Origin of the sequence: Pantoea sp. AG1095 (assembly GCF_003208415.1) — a bacterium.
Taxonomy (GTDB): domain Bacteria; phylum Pseudomonadota; class Gammaproteobacteria; order Enterobacterales; family Enterobacteriaceae; genus Pantoea; species Pantoea leporis.
Genome location: NZ_QKMJ01000002.1, coordinates 370,378 through 394,630, shown reverse-complemented (window position 1 = coordinate 394,630; position 24,253 = coordinate 370,378). Strand labels below are relative to the sequence as shown.

Genomic DNA, 24,253 nt, shown 5'->3' with positions numbered 1-24,253 from the left:
TAGTTTCGGGAATCAATCAAATGTCACTGCTTGTGCAAATGGCGTTCCGTCTTTATCTTTAGCAGAAAGCGCGGGGGTTTCATTTGCATCGATTGGCCAGGTGATATTGAGAACTGAATCGTTCCAAAGTAATGAATGTTCATTTTTAGGATTATAATAATCAGTACATTTATAAACAAATTCAGCACTTTCAGATGTAACATAAAAACCATGAGCAAAGCCTTCTGGAACCCACAGCTGACGCTTATTATCAGCTGACAGGTATACACCAACCCATTTTCCAAAAGTTGGTGAGGACTTTCTCATATCAACTGCGACATCATACACTTCACCAGAGACAACTCTGACGAGTTTACCTTGTGTATTTGTGGTTTGATAATGTAAACCACGCAAAATACCCTTTGAAGATTTTGAATGGTTATCCTGTACAAAGGTCCGTGGACACACCAGCTCTTCAAATTTCTTCTGTTGCCAGGTTTCCATAAAGAAACCTCTTTCATCACCAAAAACGGCTGGCTCAATGATTTTCACATCAGAAATATCAGTATCAATAATCTTCATTAGAGCTTTCCGTTATAGAGCGCCATCAGGTATTTGCCGTAATCATTTTTCAGCAGCGGTTGCGCCAGCTCTTTCAATTTTTCAGCATCAATAAAGCCCATACGGAACGCAATTTCTTCCGGGCATGCAACTTTAAGGCCCTGACGGGTTTCGATGGTTTGTATAAAGTTATTCGCTTCAATCAGGCTCTGGTGAGTCCCTGTATCTAACCAGGCGTGACCGCGCCCCATAATGGACACTGACAATTCACCCTTTTCTAAATACAAGTTATTAATATCAGTAATTTCTAACTCACCACGTGGTGAAGGCTTAAGATTTTTAGCCAATTCAACAACGCTATTGTCATAGAAATATAAGCCCGTTACCGCATAGCTACTTTTAGGTTCAGTAGGCTTCTCTACTAGTGAAACAGCTTTCCCAGTTTCATCAAACTCAACAACACCATAACGTTCTGGATCGTGAACATGATAAGCGAATACTGTCGCACCACTTTTTTTACTTGAGGCTTCTTCGAGCTGCTTGTGTAAATCGTGACCATAAAAAATGTTATCGCCTAGAATTAACGCGCAGTTATCGTTACCGATGAACTCTTCACCCAAAATGAAAGCTTGCGCCAAACCGTCTGGACTTTCCTGCACTTTGTACTGAATGTTTAAGCCCCATTGGGAACCGTCGCCAAGCAGGCTTTCAAAACGCGGCGTATCCTGCGGCGTGCTGATAATTAAAATGTCACGAATGCCCGCTAACATCAGAGTGCTGAGCGGATAGTAAATCATTGGCTTATCGTAAATTGGCAATAGCTGCTTACTGACGGCCATCGTCACTGGATAAAGGCGTGTTCCTGAACCGCCAGCAAGGATGATTCCTTTTTTACTATTCACAACGTTATCCTTTAATTTAGTAATCTGTCTCAATACTGCTTAATTATAAAGTTCATCCAGCATACGTTTTACACCAACCTTCCATTCCGGAAGCGTTAATTCAAAAGCGCTGGTGAACTTGCTGGTATTGAGCCTTGAATTAGATGGGCGTTTTGCTGGCGTAGGGAAAGCTGCAGTTTCGACGGTGTTCACCGCTTTTACTTTCAGCTCTAGACCTTTTTCACGGACACAATTAATCACGAACTCGGCATAGGCGTGCCAGGTTGTCACGCCTGAAGCGATAAGATTATAAATGCCCGATTTTTCAGGATTAGCCAGAGTCGCTTTGATTGCATGCGCGGTACTGTCCGCAATCAATTCTGCGCCGGTTGGCGCACCGAATTGATCGTTGATGACAGATAGGGCTTCTCGTTCCTGCGCCAAACGAATCATCGTTTTAGCGAAGTTATTGCCTTTGGCGGCATAGACCCAACTGGTGCGCAAAATTAAATAGTGTGGTGCATTGGCGATGATCGCTTCTTCACCCTGACGCTTAGTCTTGCCATAAGCATTCAGTGGTGCAGTCGCATCGTCTTCGTTCCAGGGACGCTCGCCGCTGCCATCAAAAACATAATCCGTTGAGTAGTGAACCAGTAACGCCCCGACATCACGCGCCGCGCAGGCCAATGCTTTTACGCTGGTTGCGTTGATCAACTCAGCATTGTGCAAATCGCTTTCAGCTTTATCGACAGCCGTATAAGCCGCGGCATTCACAATCACGTTAGGCTTAATATCCCGTACCGTTTTTTCGATGCCGGTAGGATCAGTTAAATCGCCGCAGTAATCTGTTGAATGACGATCTAAAGCAATGATCTCACCCAACGGTGCCAAAGCACGCTGCAGTTCCCAACCAACCTGCCCATTTTTACCTAATAGCAAAATTTTCATTAGCTACGCTTCTCGTAGTTTTGCTCAATCCAGTTTTGATACGCCCCGCTTTTAACATGCTCAACCCACTGTTGGTTGTCGAGATACCACTGCACGGTTTTACGTAAGCCGGACTCAAAGCTTTCCTGCGGTTTCCATCCGAGATCGCGTTCAATTTTCGAAGCGTCAATCGCGTAGCGACGATCGTGGCCCGGACGATCTGCAACATAGGTAATTTGCTGAGCGTATGAAGTCTCTTTCGGACGCAGCTCATCCAGCAGTTCACATACCTTGTGCACCACTTCGAGATTTTGCTTCTCGTTATGGCCGCCGATGTTGTAAGTGGTGCCAGTTTTCGCCTGCGTCACTACGGTATAAAGCGCACGAGCATGATCTTCTACATACAGCCAATCGCGAATTTGGTCACCTTTACCATAAATTGGCAGCGGTTTTCCTTCCAGCGCATTGCTGATGATAAGCGGGATGAGTTTTTCCGGGAAATGGTAAGGGCCGTAGTTGTTGGAACAGTTGGTCACAACGATCGGCAAGCCGTAGGTGCGGCCCCATGCGCGAACCAGATGGTCGCTTGCGGCTTTGGTAGAAGAGTATGGGCTGCTTGGTGCGTACGGGGTTTCTTCAGTGAACAATGGAAGCTCACCTGATGTTTCATCAGGATGAGGTAAGTCGCCATACACTTCATCTGTAGAGATATGGTGGAAACGAAAAGCCTGTTTTTTATCAGCGTCCAATGCAGCCCAATATTGGCGGCTTGCTTCCAGTAACGCATAGGTTCCGACGACATTCGTCTGAACGAATTCTGATGGTCCAGTAATAGAGCGATCAACATGGCTCTCTGCTGCCAGATGCATTACCGCATCAGGCTGAAATTCGTTGAATACGTTCAGTAAAGCTACACCATCACAAATATCAACTTTTCTGAAGTTATAACGCGCGTTTTGGCTTTCAGCTTTCAGTGATTCAAGGTTGCCAGCATAGGTCAATTTATCGACGTTAATCACTTCATCATTGGTATGGTTGATAATATGACGAACTACTGCCGAACCGATAAATCCTGCACCACCTGTAATTAAGATTTTCATAACGTCCCGTTTTTCCTGACTCGCTCAGTGAGGCTTATACCAATTGGAATTATTCTACTGTTTCATTCAGCCACGCTACCGCCCTTGGGTTGCAGCTCCCACATAGCTGATGTTTAAGGCAAAATTTAATTAAAAGCGCACCGGCTTTAATGCTGCTATCTTGCTGTTAACTCTATTCTTTATTACCGAAACCGATAAATAGGGTTTAACGGTAAGCAGCTAAGAATTCTACCACTCGTAAAGTTCAATGACGAACAAATTACAGATTTTACCGGGGTGTTAGTTTAAGTATTGACCGCTTTGGGTCGGAGGTGATGTTTGCTGAGTCAATAATTCAACTCAATCAGATTTTGATGAAAGCTTAGAAGTGATTTTCAGACGAGGTGTTAAAAATGCGGGCGCTGGGCCCGCTGTAATGTTACTCAAATCCATTCGGATTCTTCGACTGCCAGTTCCACGTATCACGCATCATGGCATCAATCCCGCGCGTCACGCGCCAGTCCAGTTCGTTGTTCGCTAGTGTCGCATCTGCCCAGAACGCCGGCAAATCGCCGTCACGGCGTGGCTTAAACTCGAACGGAATCGGTTTACCAGACGCTTTCTCAAACGCCTTGATCATCTCCAGCACGGAGAAGCCCACGCCGCCACCGAGGTTGTAAGCTTTGTAGCCTTCAACTTTGGCTAAGTGGTCCAGCGCTTTCAGGTGCCCTTCTGCCAGGTCGACAACGTGAATGTAGTCGCGCTGTGCGGTGCCATCCGGCGTGTCGTAATCATCGCCAAACACGCCCAGCTTCTCAAGACGGCCAATCGCTACCTGCGCGATGTACGGCAGCAGGTTATTAGGAATGCCGGTGGGATCTTCACCGATTTCGCCAGACTCATGCGCGCCAACCGGGTTGAAGTAGCGCAGCGCGATGGCTTTGAAGTTTGGATCGGCTTTAGCGAAATCGCGCATCACGAATTCGATCATCAGCTTCGAGGTACCGTACGGGCTGGTGGTGCCGCCGATTGGCGTGGTTTCCACGTAAGGAACCGGTGCATCGGCGCCATAAACGGTCGCAGATGAGCTGAAGATGAAGTTCCACACGCCAGCTGCGCGCATCTCTTCCAGCAGCACCACGGTGCCAGCTACGTTGTTTTCGTAATATTCCAGCGGCATGCGCGTGGATTCACCAACGGCTTTCAGTGCGGCGAAGTGAATCACAGCGCTGATATCGTTAGTGGCAAACAGGTCACGCAGGCAGGCGCGATCGCGGATATCGCCTTCAACGAACACCGCTTTTTTGCCTGAGAGCTTTTCCACGCGGTTGATGGCTTCGCGGGAAGCATTGCAAAGGTTATCCAGGACCACAACGTTGTCGCCGCGCTCTAACAGCGCCAGCACCGTATGGGAGCCGATGTAACCCGCTCCGCCCGTTACCAAAATAGCCATGTGTACTCCTTTAAACCGCGCTAACGGCGCGGTAGAGAATGAGAAAGCTTATTTCGCCAGGATTTTCTGAATAGATTCGCGGAAATCGCGGCCCTGATCGTTGTTACGCAAGCCGTAAGAGACGAATGCCTGCATATAACCGAGTTTACGGCCACAGTCGTAGCTGGTACCGGTCAGCAGCTGCACATCAACTGGCTTCTTCTTGCTCAGAGAGGCGATAGCATCGGTCAGCTGAATGCGGCCCCATGCGCCAGGCTCAGTGCGCTCCAGCTCTTCCCAGATATCCGCAGAGAGCACATAACGGCCAACTGCCGTCAGGTCAGAGTCGGTAGAACCCGCTTCTGGCTTCTCAACAAAGCTGGTGATGGTGCTGATATCGCCTGGGTTATCAATCGGCTCTTCGGTAGTCAGCACGCCGTATTCAGTGAGATCTTCGCCCGGCATGTGTTTCGCCAGCACCTGGCTGTGGCCGGTATCTTCGAAGCGAGCAACCATCGATGCGAGGTTATAACGCAGGTGGTCAGCGGTGGAGTCATCCAGCAGCACGTCTGGCAGCACCACCACAAATGGGTTGTCGCCAATCATTGGACGCGCGCACAGCACAGAGTGGCCCAGGCCTAACGGGTTGGCCTGACGCACGTTCATGATGGTCACGCCCGGCGGACAGATTGACTGCACTTCGCTCAGCAGCTGACGTTTAACACGCGCTTCTAGCAGCGCTTCCAGCTCGTAAGTGGTATCGAAGTGGTTTTCCACTGCATTTTTGGAAGCATGGGTGACCAGCACAATCTCCTTGATGCCAGCCGCGACGCATTCGTCAACAATGTATTGAATCATTGGTTTGTCGACAATTGGCAGCATCTCTTTCGGAATGGCTTTCGTCGCAGGAAGCATATGCATACCGAGACCCGCAACGGGGATTACTGCTTTAAGCTTGGTCATATTTATTCCATTTCATGAAGTGAATACGTGGGGTCGATTATGCAGGATCGGCCGGTCGAGCAAGTATAATCTTTATCTGAAAAACCGGCACTAACTCTCTGTCACACCATCAAAAATCGCCAATTTGGCCGGTAAAAACGCCGAAATGCCAATGAGGAACCGATGCGCTAAACCGCTGAAAAATCGTGAAAGGATTTGAGATGACGAGACCAGAGATTGACTGAAAGCTGTGTCGATAATGCGCCATAAATGGCGCCGCTACGGACCGTGTAAACATTGAGTCATCTGTAGCGGCGCGATTCATCACGCGGGTTGGATGTTGATGACTACAGCCAGCCCTCAAACCATTCCGGCATCACGAACAGGTTGAAGTGGTTTACCAGCATCATCAGCGCAACAAACACCACCGACACCGAAACCCACTGACGCGCATACGGCATAAAGCGGATGCCAATCACCGGCTTGATGAAGAACGGATGGGCAAAGGCAGAAATCAGCACCTGCGAGATCGACAGCGTCAGCGCCACATACAGCACGTTCGGCCAGATGTAGGTTGTCGCCAGCACCGCAACCACCACCAGGCTCGCCACAATGTTCCAGTAGAACTCAACATTGGTGCGGCCGTTGGCCTGCGAAATCGCGCCGGTTAAGCCGCCCATCGGACGCAGCATGCCAAACAGCAGCATCAGCGGAATCAGATGGTAAACCTGCTCATGTGAAGCGCCGTACAGCACGCGCACAATGACCGGGGAAAGGATGCCAATCGCCAGATACATCGCACTACTGAACAGCATGATGACGAAAGTGCCTTTCAGGAACAGCTTTTTCAGCTGCTCTGGATCGTGCTGCTTCTCAGCGAAGCGCGGCAATGCCAGGCGGTTAATCACCGGCGAAACCAGCTTCAGCGGTTGCAGAATGAGCTCTTTTGCCAGCGAGTAAATCCCCAGCATCTCCGCACCCATCACTTTACCGACGATCAGCGCATCGGCCTGGGTACGCAGCTGATTGATGGTCTGCGAACCAAGCTGATACACGCCATAACGTACGGCGCTGACGAAGGTTTTGCCGTCGAATTCCCAGGTCGGACGCCACGATTTCTCGCCGAAGTAGATCATGCAGAGAATGCGCGTGAAGGCGTTGATGAACAGACCAAGAATCGCCGCGGCCACGGTAAGCGAGGTGTAATACAGCATCGCGACGGTACACAGAAACGCAAACAGCTTGGTGGCCATCTCAATCTTCGCCAGCGTTACCATGCGTTTGGTTTTCACATAGTGCGCCTGATACTGCGACAGATGTCCCAGCACCAGGAAGTTGAGGCTGGTGAGCATGATCAGGCCCACCAGCTCCGGCAAGTGATAGAACCACGCCACCGGATAGGCAATCGCCAGCATAATCAAGCCGGTGCAGAAACTGAGCGACACGTTCACCCAATAAATGGTGCTCTGCTCACGGCGATTAATATCCTGGCGATGCACGATATAGCTGCTCATGCCCATATCCTGCAGCACGGTCGCCACCGCCAGAATCGCATTGATGATCGCCAGTAAACCCAGCTCGTGCGTTTCCAGTTTGCGCGCCAGCACGGCGAGCTGTAACACCTGAAGCAATGCGGCAAAACAGGTACTACCAAACAGCCAAACGGCCTGTTTTTTTAATCCGCTCACACCATGCGCTCCAGAATTTTCGCCAGCTCACCGTAAGCGATGTGCTGATTGAACTCAGTTTCGACTTTCTGCCGCGCAGCGGCGACCACCGGTGCCACATCCACATCGCCACGCGACAGGCGCAGCAACGTCGCTGCCAGCTCGTCAGGATCGTTTTCGGCCACCAGCCACCCGCTGACGTCGTTCTCAATCAATTCAGGAATGCCGCTGTGATAGGTCGACACCACCGGCAAGCCAACCGCCATCGCTTCCATCAGCGCCACCGGAATGCCTTCCATATCGCCATCTGCGGCGGTTTTAGACGGCAGCAGGAAGATATCCGCCTCGTTCAGCGCCTGACGAATTTCATCCTGCGGCTTGAAGCCCGGCATGGTGACGTAATCCTGCAATCCAGCGCGCGCGATGTGCTCGCGCATCATGCCATCCTGCTCGCCGTTACCGATGATGGTGAACTGGAACTGGCCGCCGTTATTGCGCAGGATTTCGCTGGCTTTCACCGCCACATCCAACCCTTTCTTCTCGGTCAGACGCGCCACTGAGACGATGCGCAGCGGTTGATGGAAGGCCTCGCGCGGACGGAAGTTAAACTTCTCCGGCTCGATGCCCATACGCGTGACATGCACCTTGGCGCGCGGACAACCCATCTCAATCAGCTTGTTCTCCCACAAGTGGCTGATAGGCAGCATCAGTTCGCTCTGTTTGAACAGGTTGACGTAGTCGAGCTTGTGCTCTTCCAGGATGTGACGACGCGAAATGTCCGCACCGTGGAACACCGTCGCCTGCTTGCCTTTCAGCACGCCGAGTTCGCGCAGCTTGTTAGCCAGCGCGCCGGCATAGCCAAAGTGCACCAGAAACACATCGGCGGTGTAAGGCTGCCTGGTGTTGGCGACAATCGCCGGCAGCAGCAGTTTGCTGGCCTGTGCGCCGTAGCGACGCACATTCAGCGACTTCAGCAGTGCACCTTTGGTGATTTTCGGCAGTATCAACCCGATACGCTGCGTCAGCTTATCAAGATTGGATACTTTCTCTTCCGGCAGTAAATAGTGGGTTTTCGCTGCCAAATTGTAGTCATCGAACGCGGCGTGGCGATTAATCATATCGCCCGGAAACACGGAGATAATCTCCACGTCGTAGCCTGCATCGATGAAATGCGTCACCTGATTGAGCACAAAGGTCTCAGAGGCAACAGGAAAACGCATGGTGAAAAAGGTCAGCTTCATCACTTCACCCCAGGACGTTGAGAATTTCTGCTGTAATGCGGTTACCAATCTCACGCTCCTGCGCCACCGCGGTATCAACTTTGTGTTTCACGTTGTCGTAGTCGGCCAGCACCGTCTGCACTTTATCAATGAGCGAACCGTCCATCAGGCTCTGCACATCGGTGGCCATCTGCGGCAGGCCAAGCTGTTTCATCACGCCGAGCGACTTGTGCTCGTAGTTGATGGCCACGGCTGGCGTACCAAAGTTCATGGAGATGATGGCGGAGTGCAGGCGGGTACCAATGGTCAGATGACAATGGCTGAGGAGGATGCCGAGTTCGAGGTCGTTGAACTCGTCCATGATGACATGGTAATGCTCGGGATGCTCGACATGATCGCGCAACGTCAGCGCCACCATGCGGTCATCTTTGGCGTAGCTATCAATACCGGTACAGGTAGAGAAGGCAACCACCTGATAACCTTCGGCAATCATCGCGTTAATCACGCGGCCAAAGGCAGCTTCATACTCTTTCTGCGTGACGCCGAGACGTTTGTCGAACGGCGCCAGTTCACGCACGGTAATCGCAATGGTTTTGCGTGCGCTGATAATCGCCTGCCAGTGCAGCAGGTTATGGCTAGGATTAGCCACTTCACGCGCTTCAACCAGGAACGCGGTATCAACGCCCTTCTTCACTTTGCTGGTGGTCACGCCATCCTGCTTCAGGCGGTCGTAGCTCACCTCTTCGCGCAGCACCAGGCTGTCAACGCGATCAAAGACAAAGTTCGCCAGCGCATTAACGCGCGGGTTCTCGAACGGACCGACCGAGTGACCGACCATATGCAGCGGCTTTTTCGCCATCAGCGCACAAAGCGCGTGGTCGAATTGGGTCACGCCGTAGAGATCGACGAAGAACGAGCCGCCAACCTGAATAATCGCGTCGTACTGCGCAAGGCTTTGGGTGAACGCCGCCAGATGCGGTGGCACCGAGAAGGATTTGTATACGCCGCCTTTGCCAAGGTGCGCCATCATGATGTCCGGCATCAAGCGGTTCGCCACTTTGCGTTTCAGGCTGCCCACTAACCCTTTGCCCGATTTGCTGTTGTGCAGGAACAGGGAATCCTGCTGGATATCCTGCTGCAGTAAATAGCCAGAGCTTGTTGGATAACGGCTGATCACATCGATATCCAAATCCGCGCGCGCGGATTTCAGTGAATCAATCAGCCCACGTAAAATCGCGCCATCCCCACGATTTCCACAGGTATGGTTTCCTACCAATAAAATCTTCATAAAAAAACTCCGGAAAAATTTTTGTAATTTTTACAAGCCGCCAATAGCTGCACTGGCAAAGTGAACTCTGATTCAAAGGACTGCAATGGGAGTAAACCCCAAAAAAGTGGTGCTAATTGCATTTCTATTCAGTACTGCTTACAAACTATGCACATTCCGTAGCGGCGCGATGCATCGCGCGTACCTGAAATTGGCATTGCGCAATGAATTGCGCCGCTACAATTAGTGTGCGTTACGATTTAACGGCGAAATAAGGCATAGCCACCTGCTCGCCATTGATCACCACCGAGATGAAACCTTTAGGTTCGCGCGTATCCACCTGTTCCGGCTTCAGCGCGCGCGAGGCCAGCAGCAGATCGCCCTGCTCGTTACCGCCGACGCCGGCTTTGCCGTTGTGCAGGCTAAAACGCTGCGGAGCCTGTTGCGCTGCGCTGCCCGGCGCGCCTTTGTCCATTACGGCGTCAACGCGCGCGCAGCGACCGGTCAGGAAGCGATCCTTGGCGGTGCTTTTGATCAGCACAGCGGTGGTCGGCGTCCAGCCCGCTAACTTCACGAACACTTTGGTGTCGGTATCGGTGCGCGGTTCGAAACGTACCTCCACCACCGGCGAGCTACCTTCCGCTGACCAGCTGGCTTCCGCTTTGTTTTTCTTGCGCTGCAGATGAATCACCGCGCGTCCGCCGGTGCCTTTACCGTCGATGACATCCATCAGCGGCTGATTGGCGGTGCCGTTATTGAACTGCGACTGACCAAATACCTCGATCTCCCAGCTATCGCCCACCGTTGGCGAGTAGAAGTTGCCGAGTTCAAACCAGGTTTGCTGATCGCTGTTGTTGGTCAGGCGGAAGCGCGAGGTGATGTAGTTGTATTTCAGACTGCCATCAATGGCGACGCCGTAAGATTCAACGCGCGTTGAGCCCATTTCCCAGATGTTCAGCCAGCGTTCGCCTTCCAGTGAGTTATCAATCCAGCTGCCCGACTGCAGATTGGTCTGGCGCATATTAAGGCGCGAGTTACGCGCATTGAGCGGGTTCTTACAGTCCTCAATGCTCAGCGCATCGACAATCCACTGGCCGTTCGAGATGTCGCCAGGGAAATCGCTGTGCTCAATCCAGCCGTTATGAATGATGGATTGGCTGCAGCGCGGCAGATTCAACACCATGCCGCCTTTACAGTGCTGGGCGTTGAAGTTGGAGAGCTCAATCGCGGTGCTGTGATCCCAGGCACCGGCCTTTTGCCCCGACCAGCTGGCTTTAATCACATCGCCGGTACAGGCGTTGGCGTACCACTGATCGATTTTGCAATCCAGCGTATCCAGCAGGCTGAGCGAGACGCCGCCCACCTGATTGAAGCGCAAGCAGGCACCACGGAAGAACTGGCCGCCCGGACAGGTATTGCGGAACAAACCCTGTTTGTTCGGACGCTTGTCGGTATTGCCGTTGAAATTCAGGTTGGAGATTTCCGTCCAGCGCGCATTTACCTGGAACAGGAATTCGGAGCGACCGTCGGAAACCAGCGTGGTCGCCGGGAAATAACCGAAGTTGACCATCGCGCCGGAAATGCGGAAGAAGCGACGTCCTTCGTCACCGAAATCACATTCAGAGACAAAGAAGGTGCCAGCCGGGAATTGCACGCAAATCTGCTGGCTGGCATCAATCGACCATTGATACATGGCTTTGATCGCCGGTGCCGTGTCGGTTTTGCCGTCGGCGATCGCGCCGAAATCAAACAGCGTCAGGCGATTAAAATCTTCCACCACGCGACGCCAGGTAAAACCGTTGCCGCTGAAGTTCACGCCGCCGTCATCTTTGCCATCACCGAAGGTGCCGACGAACTCGCCGCCGCCCACTTCCAGCCCTTCGTGCCAGCTTTTCAGCTTGATTTTGGCACCGGCAAACAGCGGACGGGTTTTGCGCAGCTCTTCAACCGATGGGATTTCACCAATCAGCTGGTAGCCGTTCGGCTGCGCCAGACGCTGGCTGAAGTTGCTTTGATTGGGGCGCGAAACATCGCTGATGGAGAACAGCGTGTGGCCCTGATCGTCCTCCACCACCATTGAGTGCGCGGGATTAGCGATCAACGCCGCATTGTCGTGAATGAACTGGGCGAAGTTGCCTTTGTTCAGCGCAATCGGCTGGCTGATTTGTGACACTTTGCCATTGGCATCGCGCAGAAACACCGGGATCTGATTGCCGGCCTGGCTGGCATCGCTGCCCGCTTTACCGATCCACAGTTTGCCCTCGAAGTTCTGCCAGAATTGCGGCGGCATGGTATAGACGTTTTCTGGCGTCAGAATCGGCACATCGCCTGCCGGTACGCTGGCAGGATCGACGGATTTTAACGTTGGCTGACCACTTTTTGCGGCGTAGCTGGAAAACGCACTCACTGAGAGCGCAGTAACAATCGAGGAGGCTGCGGCCTGCAAGACTTCTCTTCTTTTCATGCTTCAATTCCCGTGGTTGTGCGGCCAAAAAGGATTCCCGAGGCACGATAATTGTCGCTAAACAAGGGCGAGCCAGCTCTGCTTGATCTGATTACCGTCAAACTTGAGCGCGGTTTCTTTGGTTTTTTCACTCATGGCATAGAACAGGCCATCATCACTGGCGAGCTGCTCCATCCGCTTGATAAAGGTGGTTTTGTCATTCATCGGCACCAGGAAGCCATCTTCACCGTGGTTGATGATCTCCTGCGGCCCGGTTGGGCAATCGTATGCCACCACCGGCAGCGACCAGGATTTGGCTTCCAGCAGCACCAGCGGCAAGCCTTCATAGCGCGAAGTCATCAGCGCCATGTCGCTTTCGCGGTAGTAATCGTTGATGTTGCTGACTTTGCCGACGAAGTTAACGCTATTGGTGATACCTAACGCCGCAGCCTGATCGTGCAGCTGCTGACGCAGTTCGCCGTCACCGGCAATCACCAGTTTCCACTCGGGATGTTTTTTGCTGAAGTCGGCCCAGATATCCAGCAGCAGGTCGAAGCCTTTCTGGTTATCAAGACGTCCCACCGCCAGCGCCTGACGGCTGCGCGTTTGACGTTGAAACGCTTTGTACACCACCGGATTGGGGATTTGCTGGCTGGCAATATTCCAGCGGTTAAACACCTGATGATCTTTGTCGGTCAGGACGATCACCTGGTCGTAATAGCGCAGCATCAGCCACTTCAGCAGTTTAATCGGCTTGCTGAACGAGTTAATCGCGATGTGTTCGCAGGCATACGCCTTGAAGCGCTTCTTCTTCAGCGCCATCAGATTCCAGAAGGCGAACATCACACTCAGGCGACCCATGCTGATCAGGAATACGCTGTCGAAGCCTTCCTGATGAATGCTGCTAACGGCGCTTTTAATTGGGTTGCTGTGGCCTTCAAAGCTGACAATTTTTTTCACCCGTTCGAACGGATAAAAGGTTTTGCCATGGCCTTCCAGCGAGTAAATGGTGACTTCATGCTGCTCGCCGAGGCATTCAGACATAAAGTTGCAGATGTTTTCCGTGCCCGCATACGAGTAGGCATCTTTAATCACCAAAACGATCTTCTTCATACAATCCTTTCCACCTCAAAAATATAAAAGCAGCTAAATCACCGTTGCGCTTAGCGGTGTTTTAAGGCAAAAAGAACCCCATTCACCATATACCAGACATAATAGTAATATACTTTTAACGGATTGTTTTTATAGATAATTCTTAATAATTCGAGGTGCCACTTCGCCGCTTTATTTTTATTGCGCGACAGTGAATCGCCCAACTCGTAATAGTTGACCAGGGTTTTCTGGATCACGCGGGCTTGTTTGTAGCGGAGGAACAACTCATAGAGGAACAGGAAGTCTTCGTGGCCTTTGCGCTGGAAGAAGATGCCCTGTGGAGGACGGCGGAAACACACCGAGGAGAAGCAAACGCGATATTGCTTCTTCACGAAGTTTTCCTGCTGCAGGTAGGGTTTGCTGTAGTTGATATCGTGGTCAGCGGTTTTGGTTTTGTAGTGATAATGCGTGATCACGAAATCGTCGCCGGCGGCGATCGCGGCCGTCTGTTCGGCCAGTTTTTCGCGGTGCCATTCGTCATCGCTGTCGAGAAACGCGATGATCGCTTCTTTCGCCGCGCGCAGCCCCACGTTACGGGTTTCGGCTGCGCCCTGATTGACCTCGTTGTCGAGAATGGTGATACGCGCGTCCTGACAATGTTCACGCACCAAGGCGAGTGAATCATCGGTGGATTTGTCGTTGATCAGGTAAAGATGCCAGTCGCTGTAGGTCTGGTTGATGATCGACTCAACCGCGCGCAGAACGGTATTTCGCGCGTTATACATCGGCATCACAATACCGACGGTGCCAACATGATTTGTCATTTGTCTACCCGGAGTTTCAGGAACCAAAAAATTGCCCCCGTGTAGGGAGCAAGTGAAAGTGTTTAAAAGTGAATCAGGAGACGGCTCTTCTGCCCGAGAAGCGCGACTTCACCTTATCGAGCAGGCGATTCATGAAGTAGGCGCGATTGTCACGGTTGGTGAGGAAGAAGTAGCGTGCAAAGCTGAGGCTGGCCTGCAGCGATTTACCATCCATCTTGTAGCGCAGCGGCAGCTTGAACGCCTTGTAAGTATGGATGTCACGCGTGGTCAGATGCGGCTTCATGGTATCGAGCCAGAAGAACGAGTATTTGACCGATTCGCCTTTGTGCTTGGAACCAAATTTGGTCACCAGATGGTAGGTTGCCAGCGGTTTGTCGATCATCACGAAGGCGTAACCCATGCGGTCAGCGCGGATGCAGAAGTCATAATCCTGATGGCGAATATAGCGCGCGTCAAACTGGATTTGCGCCGCATCTTCGCGCTTCAGCACAATGGTGCTGGTTTGAATAAAGCCGTAACAGCCAAACAGATACTCGGCCACGGTTTCGTTTTTGCCGGGCGGTTGCATCGGCATCACCTTGAGGAAGCTGCCATCCTGATGGATGTTCACCTGACTAAAGATGACGTAGCGCGATTTGCCCTGCGCTTCCAGTTTGGCGATGGTTTCACTCGCCACCAATAACTTGTCCGGATGCCACTCATCGTCGGCATCGAGGAAGCTGATAAAGTCGCCGGTTGCCAGCTCAATACCTTTGTTACGGGCGCCAGCGCCGTTGAGTTTGACCTCAGACAGCTCCAGTTTGATAGCCAAATCCTGATAACGTTCGCTGCGTACCACCTGCGCCAGTTCAGCCGCATCGGCCGATTTGTCATCAACAATAATGACTTCAAAATTGCGATAGGTTTGCGCTTTGACGCAATCTAGCGTCGTGACAATCGATTTCGACGCGTTATACGCGGGAATAACAATTGAGAAGCGAATCTCCTGCATTGCCAGCACCTCATTAAAAAAGTTACAAAATCAATGATATAACTTGTGGGCTCAAAAGAATAATGGGTGATGTCCTAATTTGTCGGCGAGGTCTTCATCGCCACTTTCTTCTTGTTGCTACTGCCGATAAACGGTTTCTCGACAAACAGATACGTCAATTTCGCCACATAGAAGGAGGCGACAAAGAACAACGTTGAAAGCAAGGTGTAGAACAGGAACGAATGCGGATAGAGCGTTTCCGGGATCTGCTTGATGAAATAGAGCACCACACCGTGAATCAGATACAGGCTGTAACTCACCTCACCAATCGACATCAGGGTTTTGTTTTCCAGAATGCCAAACACCGCGTTGCCGCTGCTGACAATAAAGAAGATTACCGTCAGGCAGCAGAGGAAAATCAGATACCAGAAGGTGTTGCTGGTGAACGACAGCGAGAACAGCGACAGCACAATCACCGCAAAGCCGGCCAGGCTGGAGGTTTTGTAGTGCGCAAACATGTCGCGATACTTATACGCCAGATAACCCATGGCGAAGCCCAGCACCGGACGCGGATCGGTATAGGTTTTGCCCCACAGACGCAGGCCAACCGCCACGCAGAAAATCACGCCGATCGAGCCGAGAATCAGCAGCGTTTTGTATTTGCCTTTGGTGGCGCGGTTGAGCACGTAAATCAGCGGAATCGACAGGTACAGCAACCATTCGAGGCGCAGCGTCCATTCCACACCGGCGTTGACATCCGCCGTCAGGAAATCACCCATGCGATAGCTGCCAATAAACAGCAACCACAGCACGGCATCTTTCACTGCCGTGAGGCTATAAGTGAGATCGCCCTGCACCACGCCTACCGCGATGATGACAAAACCGGAGAACCAGAACATCGGGACGATACGGCGGATACGCGACTTCAGCAGCTTGTGTGTCAGCTGCCCTGGCGTCAGGGTTTCATTATCCAGCCAGCGATAGAACAGGAAGGCGGAGATCATGAAGAACAGCAGTACACCGAATTTACCGGAGTTAACGAAGAAGTTGCCTTCGGAGAACCAGGCAAAATAGTCTTTATCGAACACCCACTGACCATCCAGCGAATAGATGTAGTGCGCGAAGTGTGAGAACGCCACGATGCTGGCCAGCAGCGCGCGCATACCAGAGATACTTTTAATACCGCTACTGTTGTACACGCCTTTGTGGAAGGAGAATACTCGCAGAATGATTAGCGCCAGACAAAATGACAGCACCATGATTAATACATACATGTCAGCTCCTGAATCTGAGTTGGGTTAGCTGCTGTGCCGCGACAAAACGCTATCGAAAGTGCTGCTTAAGACGTTGAAGGTTCTTTCTGCTTTCTGCTTATAAAGCATCTCGTTCGGGTGAATGCAATCAGGCGACATTTCAGATTGCCAGTCACGGTTCTGCTTGATGACGCTGTACTGCTTCACAATTGGCACCTGCTGCTCTTTAGCCACTTCATTTAACTGATAAACATACGGCCAGACGTTCCAGCGCTCGGCTTTGCCACAAATGGGATTCGGTTCCTGTAGAACCACCAGCTTGTTATTCGCTTTGGCGCCTTTGACCAGCTCGGTGATGATGCGCTTATACTCTTGCGGCGTTTCAATGCGCTCGCCTTTGTCTTTGAAGAAGTTGATGCGCGCATCGTTGATGGCATAGTTAATCAGAATCATGTTGGCATCGGATTTCGCCATGCGTTCTGACCAATCCATCGGCGTATTGTCTTTGTCGTAAACCAGCACCGAAACCTGTGCACCCGGCATGCCGTGGTTCTTCACCTCAATGTTGTTGCCGTATTTCTCACGCAACATCTGCTGCAAAAAACTCACTTCATTATTTTTACTGAGGATATTGCGATTGCCCGACGCGGTAACGCCGGCGGTGGTGGAGTCACCGTAGGCGGCGATGATAAAGGTGCCGGGATGATCCTCTGCCTGCGCCAGAAACGGCGCAGAGGTGATCAGAACTGCCAGTAAAGTCTTCCGCATATTTCCTCTCATCGGTTAATGAAACAATTTGAATTCACGAGCAACTTCATAGCCCACAACGGCCTGCTTCAGTGAGATCGTGTTGTAGTAGAGGTAATAAACAAGGAAGAAAGCGAACATCGCAAACATCGCGGGTTTCAGTACGCGTTTTGACTGGAAGATTAGCGATGTCAAAATAATCGGTTCGACCTGCAGCAGGTAGTTCGACAGGCGCGCACCCGATGAGTAGTTGTATAAGAAGATCCTGATACCGCCGCCGATGGCAAAAGTGAGAATCAACAGATAGTTCAGCTTCCACACGTCGTACTGTTCACGCTTGAGCTGGTTGCTCAGCATGAAGTAGACAAAGATAAACACCAGCATGATGTTTTTCAGGTTGGAGACTGACACCACGCTGCCGTCACCGGCATTCGAGGCTTCGTTACTGTAGCCTGCGGCCCTCTCGCCCATCGATCCCAGATGTCCGGCGATCAAGGCAATAAAGCCGGTCCCGCCCACCACCGAAAGTGGCACACTGAATATAATGATGGCCACCGGCCACCAGCGCGATTCCCGAATGAACAGGAACGGAATGATGGTCACCACCATTACTGCGGTGTTGTGGCTGAGGAAGGACAGAATAAAGAAGGCAAACGCCCACCAGTATTGCTTGAGGTAGATAGTCCAGATCACGCCAAGGAACAGCGCCGAGCTCAGGCCAAAACGAATCTGGTTTACATCTTTGTTGATAAAGATATGCGCCGAATAAAGCGCCAATGCCAACACCGGATACGGTGACATCTTTTTGAAAAAGATGGCGTTGGTTGAAACTGCCAGAATACTGAACACAAACAGGAACACGCTGGCATTGTGTGAAAACAGGCTGGTGATCCACGCGATAGCAAAAATCAGCGGTTCATAACGGAAGAAGGCGACGGTGTTGGCAAAACCGTTGACCTCAATACGGCGGACGAAGTCGGCAAAGAAGCTGCGATATTGATAGTCGTCCATCCCGGTACCGAGACCGCGAATACCGGCGAAAATAATCAGCGTGACCGTGGCGATGCACAGCAGGTAAGTCAGAATATGGGTGGTGCGTTCGTCTTTCTTCAACAGGATTTCGACCAGCGCAAGCAACAGCAAAAACCCTGATAAATACCAATATGGAGCCATGGTGTGATTCCTTAATTCCACAAGTTCTCGTGCCAGCGGTGGCTTTTAATGGCGTTATAGAGAGAATCACCTGTGTAAATCGTTGCGTGTCGTCATTCAAACGGTGCGATCAAAAGGGGCGGTCAACCCGCCCCTTTCTTCACCGGATTACCCTCATCATTAACTGTGAATGACGGGCAAATTAACTTTTGGTCGGTTTGCCATACTCGTAGTCGTAATAGTCGTAACCGTAACCATAAGAGTTGGCGGCTTTACGCACCACGGCGTTAAGGATCACACCTTTAATCTCAATACCGTTCTGGGCAAAGCGCTTGAAGCTGACATCCAGTTCTTTCGGCGTGTTGGTTTCGAAACGCGCCACCATCAGCGACGTACCGGCCAGCTTACCGATGATAGACGCATCGGTGACCGCCAGAATCGGAGGCGTATCAATCAACACCAGGTCGTAGTTCTTGCTCGCCCAATCCAGCAGCTCACCCATGCGACGATGCATCAGCAGCTCAGATGGGTTTGGTGGCACCTGACCGCGTGGCAGGAAGTCAAAACCGTACGGGCCTTTTTGAATCAGCGCCGGGCTGAACTCGGTTTTGCCTGACAACACGTTAGACAGACCGGATTTGTTATCGGCTGACAGCAGTTCGTGGGTGTAACCGCGACGCATATCACCATCGATGAACAGCACACGTTGGCCCGCTTTGGCGACCAGCGTTGCCAGGTTGGCACAGATAAAGGTTTTACCAATACCTGGGCTGGCGCCGGTGATCATCAGGATGTTGTTTTTCGCTTCCATCATCGCGAAGTGCAGGCTGGTACGCAGGCTACGAATCGCTTCAATTGACAGATCAGTTGGATTGCCCAGCGCCAGCAGCGTTTCGTGGGGATCGGTTTTCACCTTGTTGCCACGACGCGCCAGTGCTTCGGTATCTTTCTTACGTTGCCATTCTGACAGCGGTACGCTGGCATAGACGTTCATGCCCAGCTCTTCCAGCTGCTCTGGATTTTCGATGCCGTGATGCAGCAGCGCTTTCAACAGCACCAGACCAACAGAAACCATTAGACCCAGAATCACGCTCGCCGCGATGATCAGCAGTTTCTTCGGTGCCACCGGGCTATTGCCGGTTGCTGCGCCATCGATGATGCGTACATCACCCACGGTGCTGGCTTTACTAATACCCAGCTCTTGCTGACGGTTCAGCAACTGCATGTAGATTTCCTGACCAGACTGCACATCACGCGTCAGACGCAAGATCTCTTGCTGCGTTTGTGGCATCTGAGAAATCTTTTTATTCAGCTGCGCCTGCTCACCTTCCAGCGTTTTGCGTTTTTCCAGCAACGCGCGGTAGGTTGGGTGATCTTTAGTAAACAGCTGAGACACTTCGGCTTCACGGAAGGTCAGTTCGTTCAACTGGCTCTGCACGCTGACAGAAGAATCCAGCGCCGATTTCGCTTCCAGCGACAGGTCAACCGACTCGTTCTGGCGACGGAAGGTATTCAGCTTGTCTTCGGCATCATCCAGTTTGCCACGCACTTGCGGCAGCTGGTTGCGCAGGAATTCCAGGCTCTTTTCCGCTTGCTCAGATTTACGTTCAACGTTCTGCAGCAGGTAGTTATTGACGATTTGGTTCAGCACTTTGCTGATCTGCTCTGGATCTTCACCCAGATACTCCAGACCCAGCACGCCCGTATCTTTGCCTTTATCCGCAACGGTCAGGTTGGCCAGCACGGAGTTAATCGCCTGCAGCTCGTTCAGTTTGGTAACGCTGAAGCTGGTGCCTTCATCGGCATTGATGCCGCTTACCAGCATGGTCACTTCACCGTGCGTTTCCAGCTGACCGACTTTACCTTTGAACAGTTCATCACCGTCCGCTGATACGGTATACGAGTCAGGACCGGTCACTTCCAGTTCAACGGTACGTTTATCGATGGTGCGTGGAATTTCCAGGCGGGAGATGGCGACAGTTGATGGCTTGTTACCCATCAAACGCGACAGACCTTTACCAATTACCGGGAAATAGTTCTGGGTGACAACGGTGTCCAGACCCAGATCGCCAACGGTTTTACCGATAACCATGCGCGATTCCAGAATCTGAATCTCGGTATCGGACGCCGGCGTTGGCGGCAGAATGCTGTCTAATTCATTCAGTACTGAGCTGGCATTCTTCTGTTCAACCTGGACTAACGCATCCGCGCTGTAGATTGGTGTAGCAAACAGTGTGTAGAGCGTGGCTACCAGCATGAAGAAGGCGGTAACGGCAACAATGATCCAGCGATGATCAATCAGCTGTCCCACAAGATGCGCCAGATCCCATCCATTCGAATCTTCCTTTGGCGCGGTCATAACCTTGTTTTTGATATTCATGGATATTCCCAACTATCGGCTTAATACGTTGACCCATTTCTGGGTAGCGTTTTCCAGTAACCCGTAGACCTCTTCAAAGGCCTCGCGACTTTTTTTGTACGGATCCGCAATTTCCTGCTGATTGAGCCAGTGGCCAAGCAGCATGGTCTTTCCGCGTGCGGCTGGATCGATGCGATTCACCTGTTCAATGTGACGCTTTTCCATTACCAGAATCAGGTCATAGTCACGGCACATGCTGGCCGTTAACTGCTGAGCCTGATGCCCTTCCAGCGACACGCCGTGTTCGGCGGCCACAGCCAGGGCTTTCTGGTCCGCCGGATAGCCTTGCAGCGCGCTGAGCCCTGCGGAGGCAATCCGGATGTTTGGTAGCGCGCGTTTGAACAGACGCTCCCCGGTGGGGGAGCGGCAGATATTGCCGACGCAGACGACTAACACGGACTTAATCATGGCGAACCCTTAGTTCGACCAGTTGCGGAAACGAAGGGCCGAGGAGCTGGCATCGTCAATACCTACGATGGTCGGCAGCAGGCCCGAAATCACACGGTTCCAACGGGTGATTGGTGTCGCGGTGACATAGACGATGTCGTACGGCTCCAGTTGGAATTCGGTGCCCATCACCATCGATGCCGCATCTTTGGTATTCAATTGATAGATGTTGGCGATCTTGGTGCGGTTGGCGCCGCGAATCGGACGAATCACGAACACGCCGGTGGCATCAGAGGTGGTCTGATCCATACCCTGCGAGTTGCCCAGTGCTTCGGCCAGCGTCATGCCGCTGCGGTCCATCTTCAGCGTTGACTGCTGCTTCACTTCACCCATCACGAAGACTTTGAGATCGTCGTTACGTGGTACGTAAAGGATGTCGCCCGGATAGAGCAGATGGTTTTGGCTCAGGTCGCCGTTTTGCATTAGCGCCTGCAACGAAAGGCGTTGTTCTTTGCCGTTGTGCGTCAGCACCACGTTGCGCCAGTCAGCGTCAGCCGCTAAACCGCCGGCGGCGTTGACGGCATCCAGCACGGTCAGCGGCACGTTAGTGATCGCCTGTTGTCCGGAGGTGGTGACCGAACCGGTCACGTACGCTTTCTGCGAACGGAACGAGGCGACGTTAACGTCAACCTGCGGACTTTCGATGTATTGCGCCAGGCGACGCGCCACTTCGCTGCGGATCTCGGTAACCGTTCGGCCTGCTACGCGCACTTTACCGATGTACGGGTAGAAAATGGTGCCATCTGCCTGTACCCAGTTACCGGTGTCGCTGGCGCTACGGTACTGACCGGCAGGTGTGGTCAACTCTGGGTGATCCCAGACGGTGACGTTCAGCACGTCGCCGACACCGATACGGTATTCGTAGCTCTGAATTTCATTTTGCAGCATCGGGTTAGCCTGCGCGACTAACGGCTTCGGACGCATCTGTTCAACCAGACGCGGCGTCAGCGGGAAGACGTTGACATATTTGTCGATGTCATAGTTGCTATCCTGTTGCTCTATGACATCTTTTCCACTGGTGGAAAGGTGAGAACCCGGCTCAATGGTGCATCCGGAGAGAAAAGTCGCGGATACCAGTAAAGGTATCAATTTAATTTTCATTATCATCTGATTCTTCGCTATCAGTTATTGATTGATAGAGGCGAAATCGCCCGCTGTGTAGCGTCTTACAAAAATGGAATGTGACGGGTTAAACACTGAAACTGTGGGTCATTATTATGCGCTCCCTTGGTTTTATGTTGTCACCGAGTCTAAAGACGACATCAATTAAAATGGTTATACAGACTCAATCAGTGCAGCTGTCTAATAACGACACACCCAGCACCCGCAGTTTTCAACCGGGGAGCTTGCTGCCCTCCCCGGCTTCGCTGTCTATCAATAGGCGCCGTCGCGTTTCAGCACTACGCCAACCGTCTTAAACAGAATCGCGATGTCATTCCATAGCGACCAGTTCTTGACATACCACGAGTCGAAATAGACGCGTGTTTCATAGTCAACGTCGTTACGACCGCTAACCTGCCACAATCCCGTCATGCCTGGTTTCGCCATCAGGTAATAATCGACATCACCGGCATAACGGCAGAGCTCATCTTCAATCACCGGGCGCGGCCCCACCAGGCTCATATCGCCACGTACCACGTTCCACAGCTGCGGCAGCTCATCCAGACTGGTTTTACGGATGAAATGGCCGACTTTGGTAATGCGCGGATCGTTCTTCAGTTTGAAATCTTTATCCCACTCGGCGCGGGCAACAGGATCGGTACGCAGTACCTCTTCCAGCACCTCTTTCGAGTTGATCACCATTGAGCGGAATTTCAGGCATTTGAACTTACGGCCGCCTAAGCCCACACGTTCATGACCGTAAATCGGTGGTCCGCCATCGCGGCCAACCATAAATCCAAGGACCAGCAACGCCGGGGACAGCGCGAGGATAATGCTCAGCGCACCGACGATATCGAATGCACGCTTAAGGAAACGTGACGTGCGCTTCGCCAGATTGTTATTCACACGCAGAATCATCACTTCATGGCTAAAGATGTAAGCCATGTCGGTGCCATACAGCGGTACACCGCGCAGTGTTGGAATAACAGAAACCGAGCGGCAATTGTGCATCGCCAGGGTTTTCAGCCAGTGGTCGCGGTGCTGGCTCTGTTCGAACTCCACCGCCACGATGAATTGGGTTTCGCTGTTGGTCAGCTGCCACAACTCTTGTTCATTGTGCAGCACAGGCACGCCTGAGATGCTGGCCTGTGGGCTGCTCTTATCGACATCGAAGAAGGCGATAACATCGAAGCCCATTACTTCTTCGCTCTGCAGCGCCTGCCAGGCTTCCTGGGCATTGCGGCTGCTGCCGATGATGATGGTTTGCTTCTTCCACATGCCGTAATGATTCAGCACACGCTTAGAGATGGCGCGCGCTAAAGGAATCATAATCAACGCCAGAACCCAGGTCGCTACCCAGACAAAGCGCGACATTTGCCACTGTGAAAGGGCTGAAATTGACAAATCGATGACAGAGAAAATAAGAATGGTACGAAAGATCTCTTTGAGCTCGAACCAGAATGGCTTGCGATAGGTATAATGACGCAGGCGAACCCAGAACCAGCCCACGCAAATAACGGAAAGCGCAATGTGCGTAGCAATTTTTAAATGCAGGTATTTTTCAGATATATCTGCCAGTGGAGAATGGGTAAACGAATTAATCAATGCCATCGCAATAAATAATGCTGCGTTGAAACAAATTAAATCCGAGCACGCCAGTAAAATTTTTGTCAGAAGACTTTTATATGTAATTTCGTTATCGCGCATAGTTAACTCTTTTATATTATTTCTTTAATCCCTAATGCCTCAACGCTGTTTGATAAATGAGCGAAATATTCACTGCATTTGTTGAGGCAATCTGCGGTAAATTCTCTGAGGCCAAATCAATTCTCACAATAGTAAGCAAGAGA

The 24,253-nt window shown here is 51.7% G+C and carries 20 protein-coding genes; all 20 read right to left on the bottom strand.

All coding sequences use genetic code 11. The annotated features are described in order from the left end of the window. Positions 1-12 precede the first annotated feature (12 nt). The 20 genes from rfbC to wbaP all read right to left on the bottom strand — a co-directional run bounded on the left by rfbC (position 13) and on the right by wbaP (position 24,110). Positions 13-561: a dTDP-4-dehydrorhamnose 3,5-epimerase gene (gene rfbC / locus DEU53_RS08385; protein WP_110866655.1), complete on the bottom strand. Its 549-nt coding sequence runs from the start codon at positions 559-561 to the stop codon at positions 13-15. Continuing rightward, entirely contained in the window at positions 561-1,442 is an 882-nt protein-coding gene (gene rfbA, locus DEU53_RS08380; protein ID WP_101763425.1) for a glucose-1-phosphate thymidylyltransferase RfbA, read from the bottom strand. The genes rfbC and rfbA overlap by 1 nt, the downstream gene beginning before the upstream one ends. Before the next feature lie 39 nt (positions 1,443-1,481). After that, the gene (gene rfbD, locus DEU53_RS08375; protein WP_110866654.1) at positions 1,482-2,369 is read right to left on the bottom strand and encodes a dTDP-4-dehydrorhamnose reductase; all 888 of its coding nucleotides are present in this window, start codon (positions 2,367-2,369) and stop codon (positions 1,482-1,484) included. Continuing rightward, entirely contained in the window at positions 2,369-3,448 is a 1,080-nt protein-coding gene (rfbB, locus tag DEU53_RS08370; protein WP_101763374.1) for a dTDP-glucose 4,6-dehydratase, read from the bottom strand. The genes rfbD and rfbB overlap by 1 nt, the downstream gene beginning before the upstream one ends. 418 nt (positions 3,449-3,866) lie before the next feature. Then, the gene (galE, locus tag DEU53_RS08365; RefSeq protein WP_110866653.1) at positions 3,867-4,880 is read right to left on the bottom strand and encodes a UDP-glucose 4-epimerase GalE; all 1,014 of its coding nucleotides are present in this window, start codon (positions 4,878-4,880) and stop codon (positions 3,867-3,869) included. Positions 4,881-4,928: 48 nt separating this feature from the next. Continuing rightward, complete coding sequence (gene galF, locus DEU53_RS08360; RefSeq protein WP_101763372.1) at positions 4,929-5,822, bottom strand: UTP--glucose-1-phosphate uridylyltransferase GalF; 894 nt, start codon at positions 5,820-5,822, stop codon at positions 4,929-4,931. A gap of 326 nt (positions 5,823-6,148) precedes the next feature. Continuing rightward, the gene (locus DEU53_RS08355; RefSeq protein WP_008104858.1) at positions 6,149-7,489 is read right to left on the bottom strand and encodes an MOP flippase family protein; all 1,341 of its coding nucleotides are present in this window, start codon (positions 7,487-7,489) and stop codon (positions 6,149-6,151) included. Continuing rightward, positions 7,486-8,709 (bottom strand): glycosyltransferase, encoded by a 1,224-nt coding sequence (locus DEU53_RS08350; protein ID WP_101763424.1) that lies wholly within the window; start codon positions 8,707-8,709, stop codon positions 7,486-7,488. Before DEU53_RS08350 ends, DEU53_RS08355 begins: the two co-directional genes overlap by 4 nt. A gap of 4 nt (positions 8,710-8,713) precedes the next feature. Further along, positions 8,714-9,976, bottom strand: a complete 1,263-nt coding sequence (gene wcaK / locus DEU53_RS08345; protein ID WP_101763371.1) for a colanic acid biosynthesis pyruvyl transferase WcaK — start codon at positions 9,974-9,976, stop codon at positions 8,714-8,716. A gap of 232 nt (positions 9,977-10,208) precedes the next feature. Then, on the bottom strand, positions 10,209-12,419 hold the full coding sequence (locus DEU53_RS08340) for a phage tailspike protein (RefSeq protein WP_110866652.1): 2,211 nt from the start codon (positions 12,417-12,419) through the stop codon (positions 10,209-10,211). 57 nt (positions 12,420-12,476) lie between these two features. After that, positions 12,477-13,511 (bottom strand): glycosyltransferase, encoded by a 1,035-nt coding sequence (locus DEU53_RS08335; protein WP_101763369.1) that lies wholly within the window; start codon positions 13,509-13,511, stop codon positions 12,477-12,479. 50 nt (positions 13,512-13,561) lie between these two features. Beyond that, positions 13,562-14,314, bottom strand: a complete 753-nt coding sequence (locus DEU53_RS08330) for a glycosyltransferase family 2 protein (protein ID WP_110866651.1) — start codon at positions 14,312-14,314, stop codon at positions 13,562-13,564. Positions 14,315-14,387: 73 nt separating this feature from the next. Beyond that, positions 14,388-15,305 (bottom strand): glycosyltransferase family 2 protein, encoded by a 918-nt coding sequence (locus DEU53_RS08325; protein ID WP_101763367.1) that lies wholly within the window; start codon positions 15,303-15,305, stop codon positions 14,388-14,390. A gap of 74 nt (positions 15,306-15,379) precedes the next feature. Then, entirely contained in the window at positions 15,380-16,558 is a 1,179-nt protein-coding gene (locus DEU53_RS08320; RefSeq protein ID WP_110866650.1) for an acyltransferase, read from the bottom strand. A 24-nt stretch (positions 16,559-16,582) separates the two neighbouring features. Further along, positions 16,583-17,305, bottom strand: a complete 723-nt coding sequence (locus DEU53_RS08315) for an SGNH/GDSL hydrolase family protein (protein ID WP_110866649.1) — start codon at positions 17,303-17,305, stop codon at positions 16,583-16,585. Positions 17,306-17,320: 15 nt separating this feature from the next. Beyond that, positions 17,321-18,457 (bottom strand): EpsG family protein, encoded by a 1,137-nt coding sequence (locus DEU53_RS08310; RefSeq protein ID WP_110866648.1) that lies wholly within the window; start codon positions 18,455-18,457, stop codon positions 17,321-17,323. 181 nt (positions 18,458-18,638) lie between these two features. After that, entirely contained in the window at positions 18,639-20,816 is a 2,178-nt protein-coding gene (gene wzc / locus DEU53_RS08305; RefSeq protein WP_110866647.1) for a tyrosine-protein kinase Wzc, read from the bottom strand. Positions 20,817-20,828: 12 nt separating this feature from the next. Further along, complete coding sequence (locus DEU53_RS08300) at positions 20,829-21,263, bottom strand: protein tyrosine phosphatase (protein WP_101763362.1); 435 nt, start codon at positions 21,261-21,263, stop codon at positions 20,829-20,831. Between the two features lie 9 nt (positions 21,264-21,272). Further along, on the bottom strand, positions 21,273-22,403 hold the full coding sequence (locus tag DEU53_RS08295) for a polysaccharide export protein (protein ID WP_101763361.1): 1,131 nt from the start codon (positions 22,401-22,403) through the stop codon (positions 21,273-21,275). Between the two features lie 273 nt (positions 22,404-22,676). Beyond that, positions 22,677-24,110, bottom strand: a complete 1,434-nt coding sequence (gene wbaP, locus DEU53_RS08290) for an undecaprenyl-phosphate galactose phosphotransferase WbaP (protein ID WP_101763360.1) — start codon at positions 24,108-24,110, stop codon at positions 22,677-22,679. Positions 24,111-24,253: the final 143 nt, after the last annotated feature.

Coding starts and splice junctions, on each gene's coding strand:
- DEU53_RS08310 (WP_110866648.1), bottom strand. CDS start 18,457: ATGGCTCCATATTGGTATTTATCAGGGTTTTTGCTGTTGCTTGCGCTG.
- galE (WP_110866653.1), bottom strand. CDS start 4,880: ATGGCTATTTTGGTAACGGGCGGAGCGGGTTACATCGGCTCCCATACG.
- wcaK (WP_101763371.1), bottom strand. CDS start 9,976: ATGAAGATTTTATTGGTAGGAAACCATACCTGTGGAAATCGTGGGGAT.
- galF (WP_101763372.1), bottom strand. CDS start 5,822: ATGACCAAGCTTAAAGCAGTAATCCCCGTTGCGGGTCTCGGTATGCAT.
- DEU53_RS08295 (WP_101763361.1), bottom strand. CDS start 22,403: ATGAAAATTAAATTGATACCTTTACTGGTATCCGCGACTTTTCTCTCC.
- DEU53_RS08340 (WP_110866652.1), bottom strand. CDS start 12,419: ATGAAAAGAAGAGAAGTCTTGCAGGCCGCAGCCTCCTCGATTGTTACT.
- rfbB (WP_101763374.1), bottom strand. CDS start 3,448: ATGAAAATCTTAATTACAGGTGGTGCAGGATTTATCGGTTCGGCAGTA.
- rfbD (WP_110866654.1), bottom strand. CDS start 2,369: ATGAAAATTTTGCTATTAGGTAAAAATGGGCAGGTTGGTTGGGAACTG.
- wzc (WP_110866647.1), bottom strand. CDS start 20,816: ATGAATATCAAAAACAAGGTTATGACCGCGCCAAAGGAAGATTCGAAT.
- DEU53_RS08300 (WP_101763362.1), bottom strand. CDS start 21,263: ATGATTAAGTCCGTGTTAGTCGTCTGCGTCGGCAATATCTGCCGCTCC.
- DEU53_RS08350 (WP_101763424.1), bottom strand. CDS start 8,709: ATGAAGCTGACCTTTTTCACCATGCGTTTTCCTGTTGCCTCTGAGACC.
- DEU53_RS08320 (WP_110866650.1), bottom strand. CDS start 16,558: ATGTATGTATTAATCATGGTGCTGTCATTTTGTCTGGCGCTAATCATT.
- DEU53_RS08330 (WP_110866651.1), bottom strand. CDS start 14,314: ATGACAAATCATGTTGGCACCGTCGGTATTGTGATGCCGATGTATAAC.
- rfbC (WP_110866655.1), bottom strand. CDS start 561: ATGAAGATTATTGATACTGATATTTCTGATGTGAAAATCATTGAGCCA.
- DEU53_RS08315 (WP_110866649.1), bottom strand. CDS start 17,305: ATGCGGAAGACTTTACTGGCAGTTCTGATCACCTCTGCGCCGTTTCTG.
- DEU53_RS08325 (WP_101763367.1), bottom strand. CDS start 15,305: ATGCAGGAGATTCGCTTCTCAATTGTTATTCCCGCGTATAACGCGTCG.
- DEU53_RS08335 (WP_101763369.1), bottom strand. CDS start 13,511: ATGAAGAAGATCGTTTTGGTGATTAAAGATGCCTACTCGTATGCGGGC.
- wbaP (WP_101763360.1), bottom strand. CDS start 24,110: ATGCGCGATAACGAAATTACATATAAAAGTCTTCTGACAAAAATTTTA.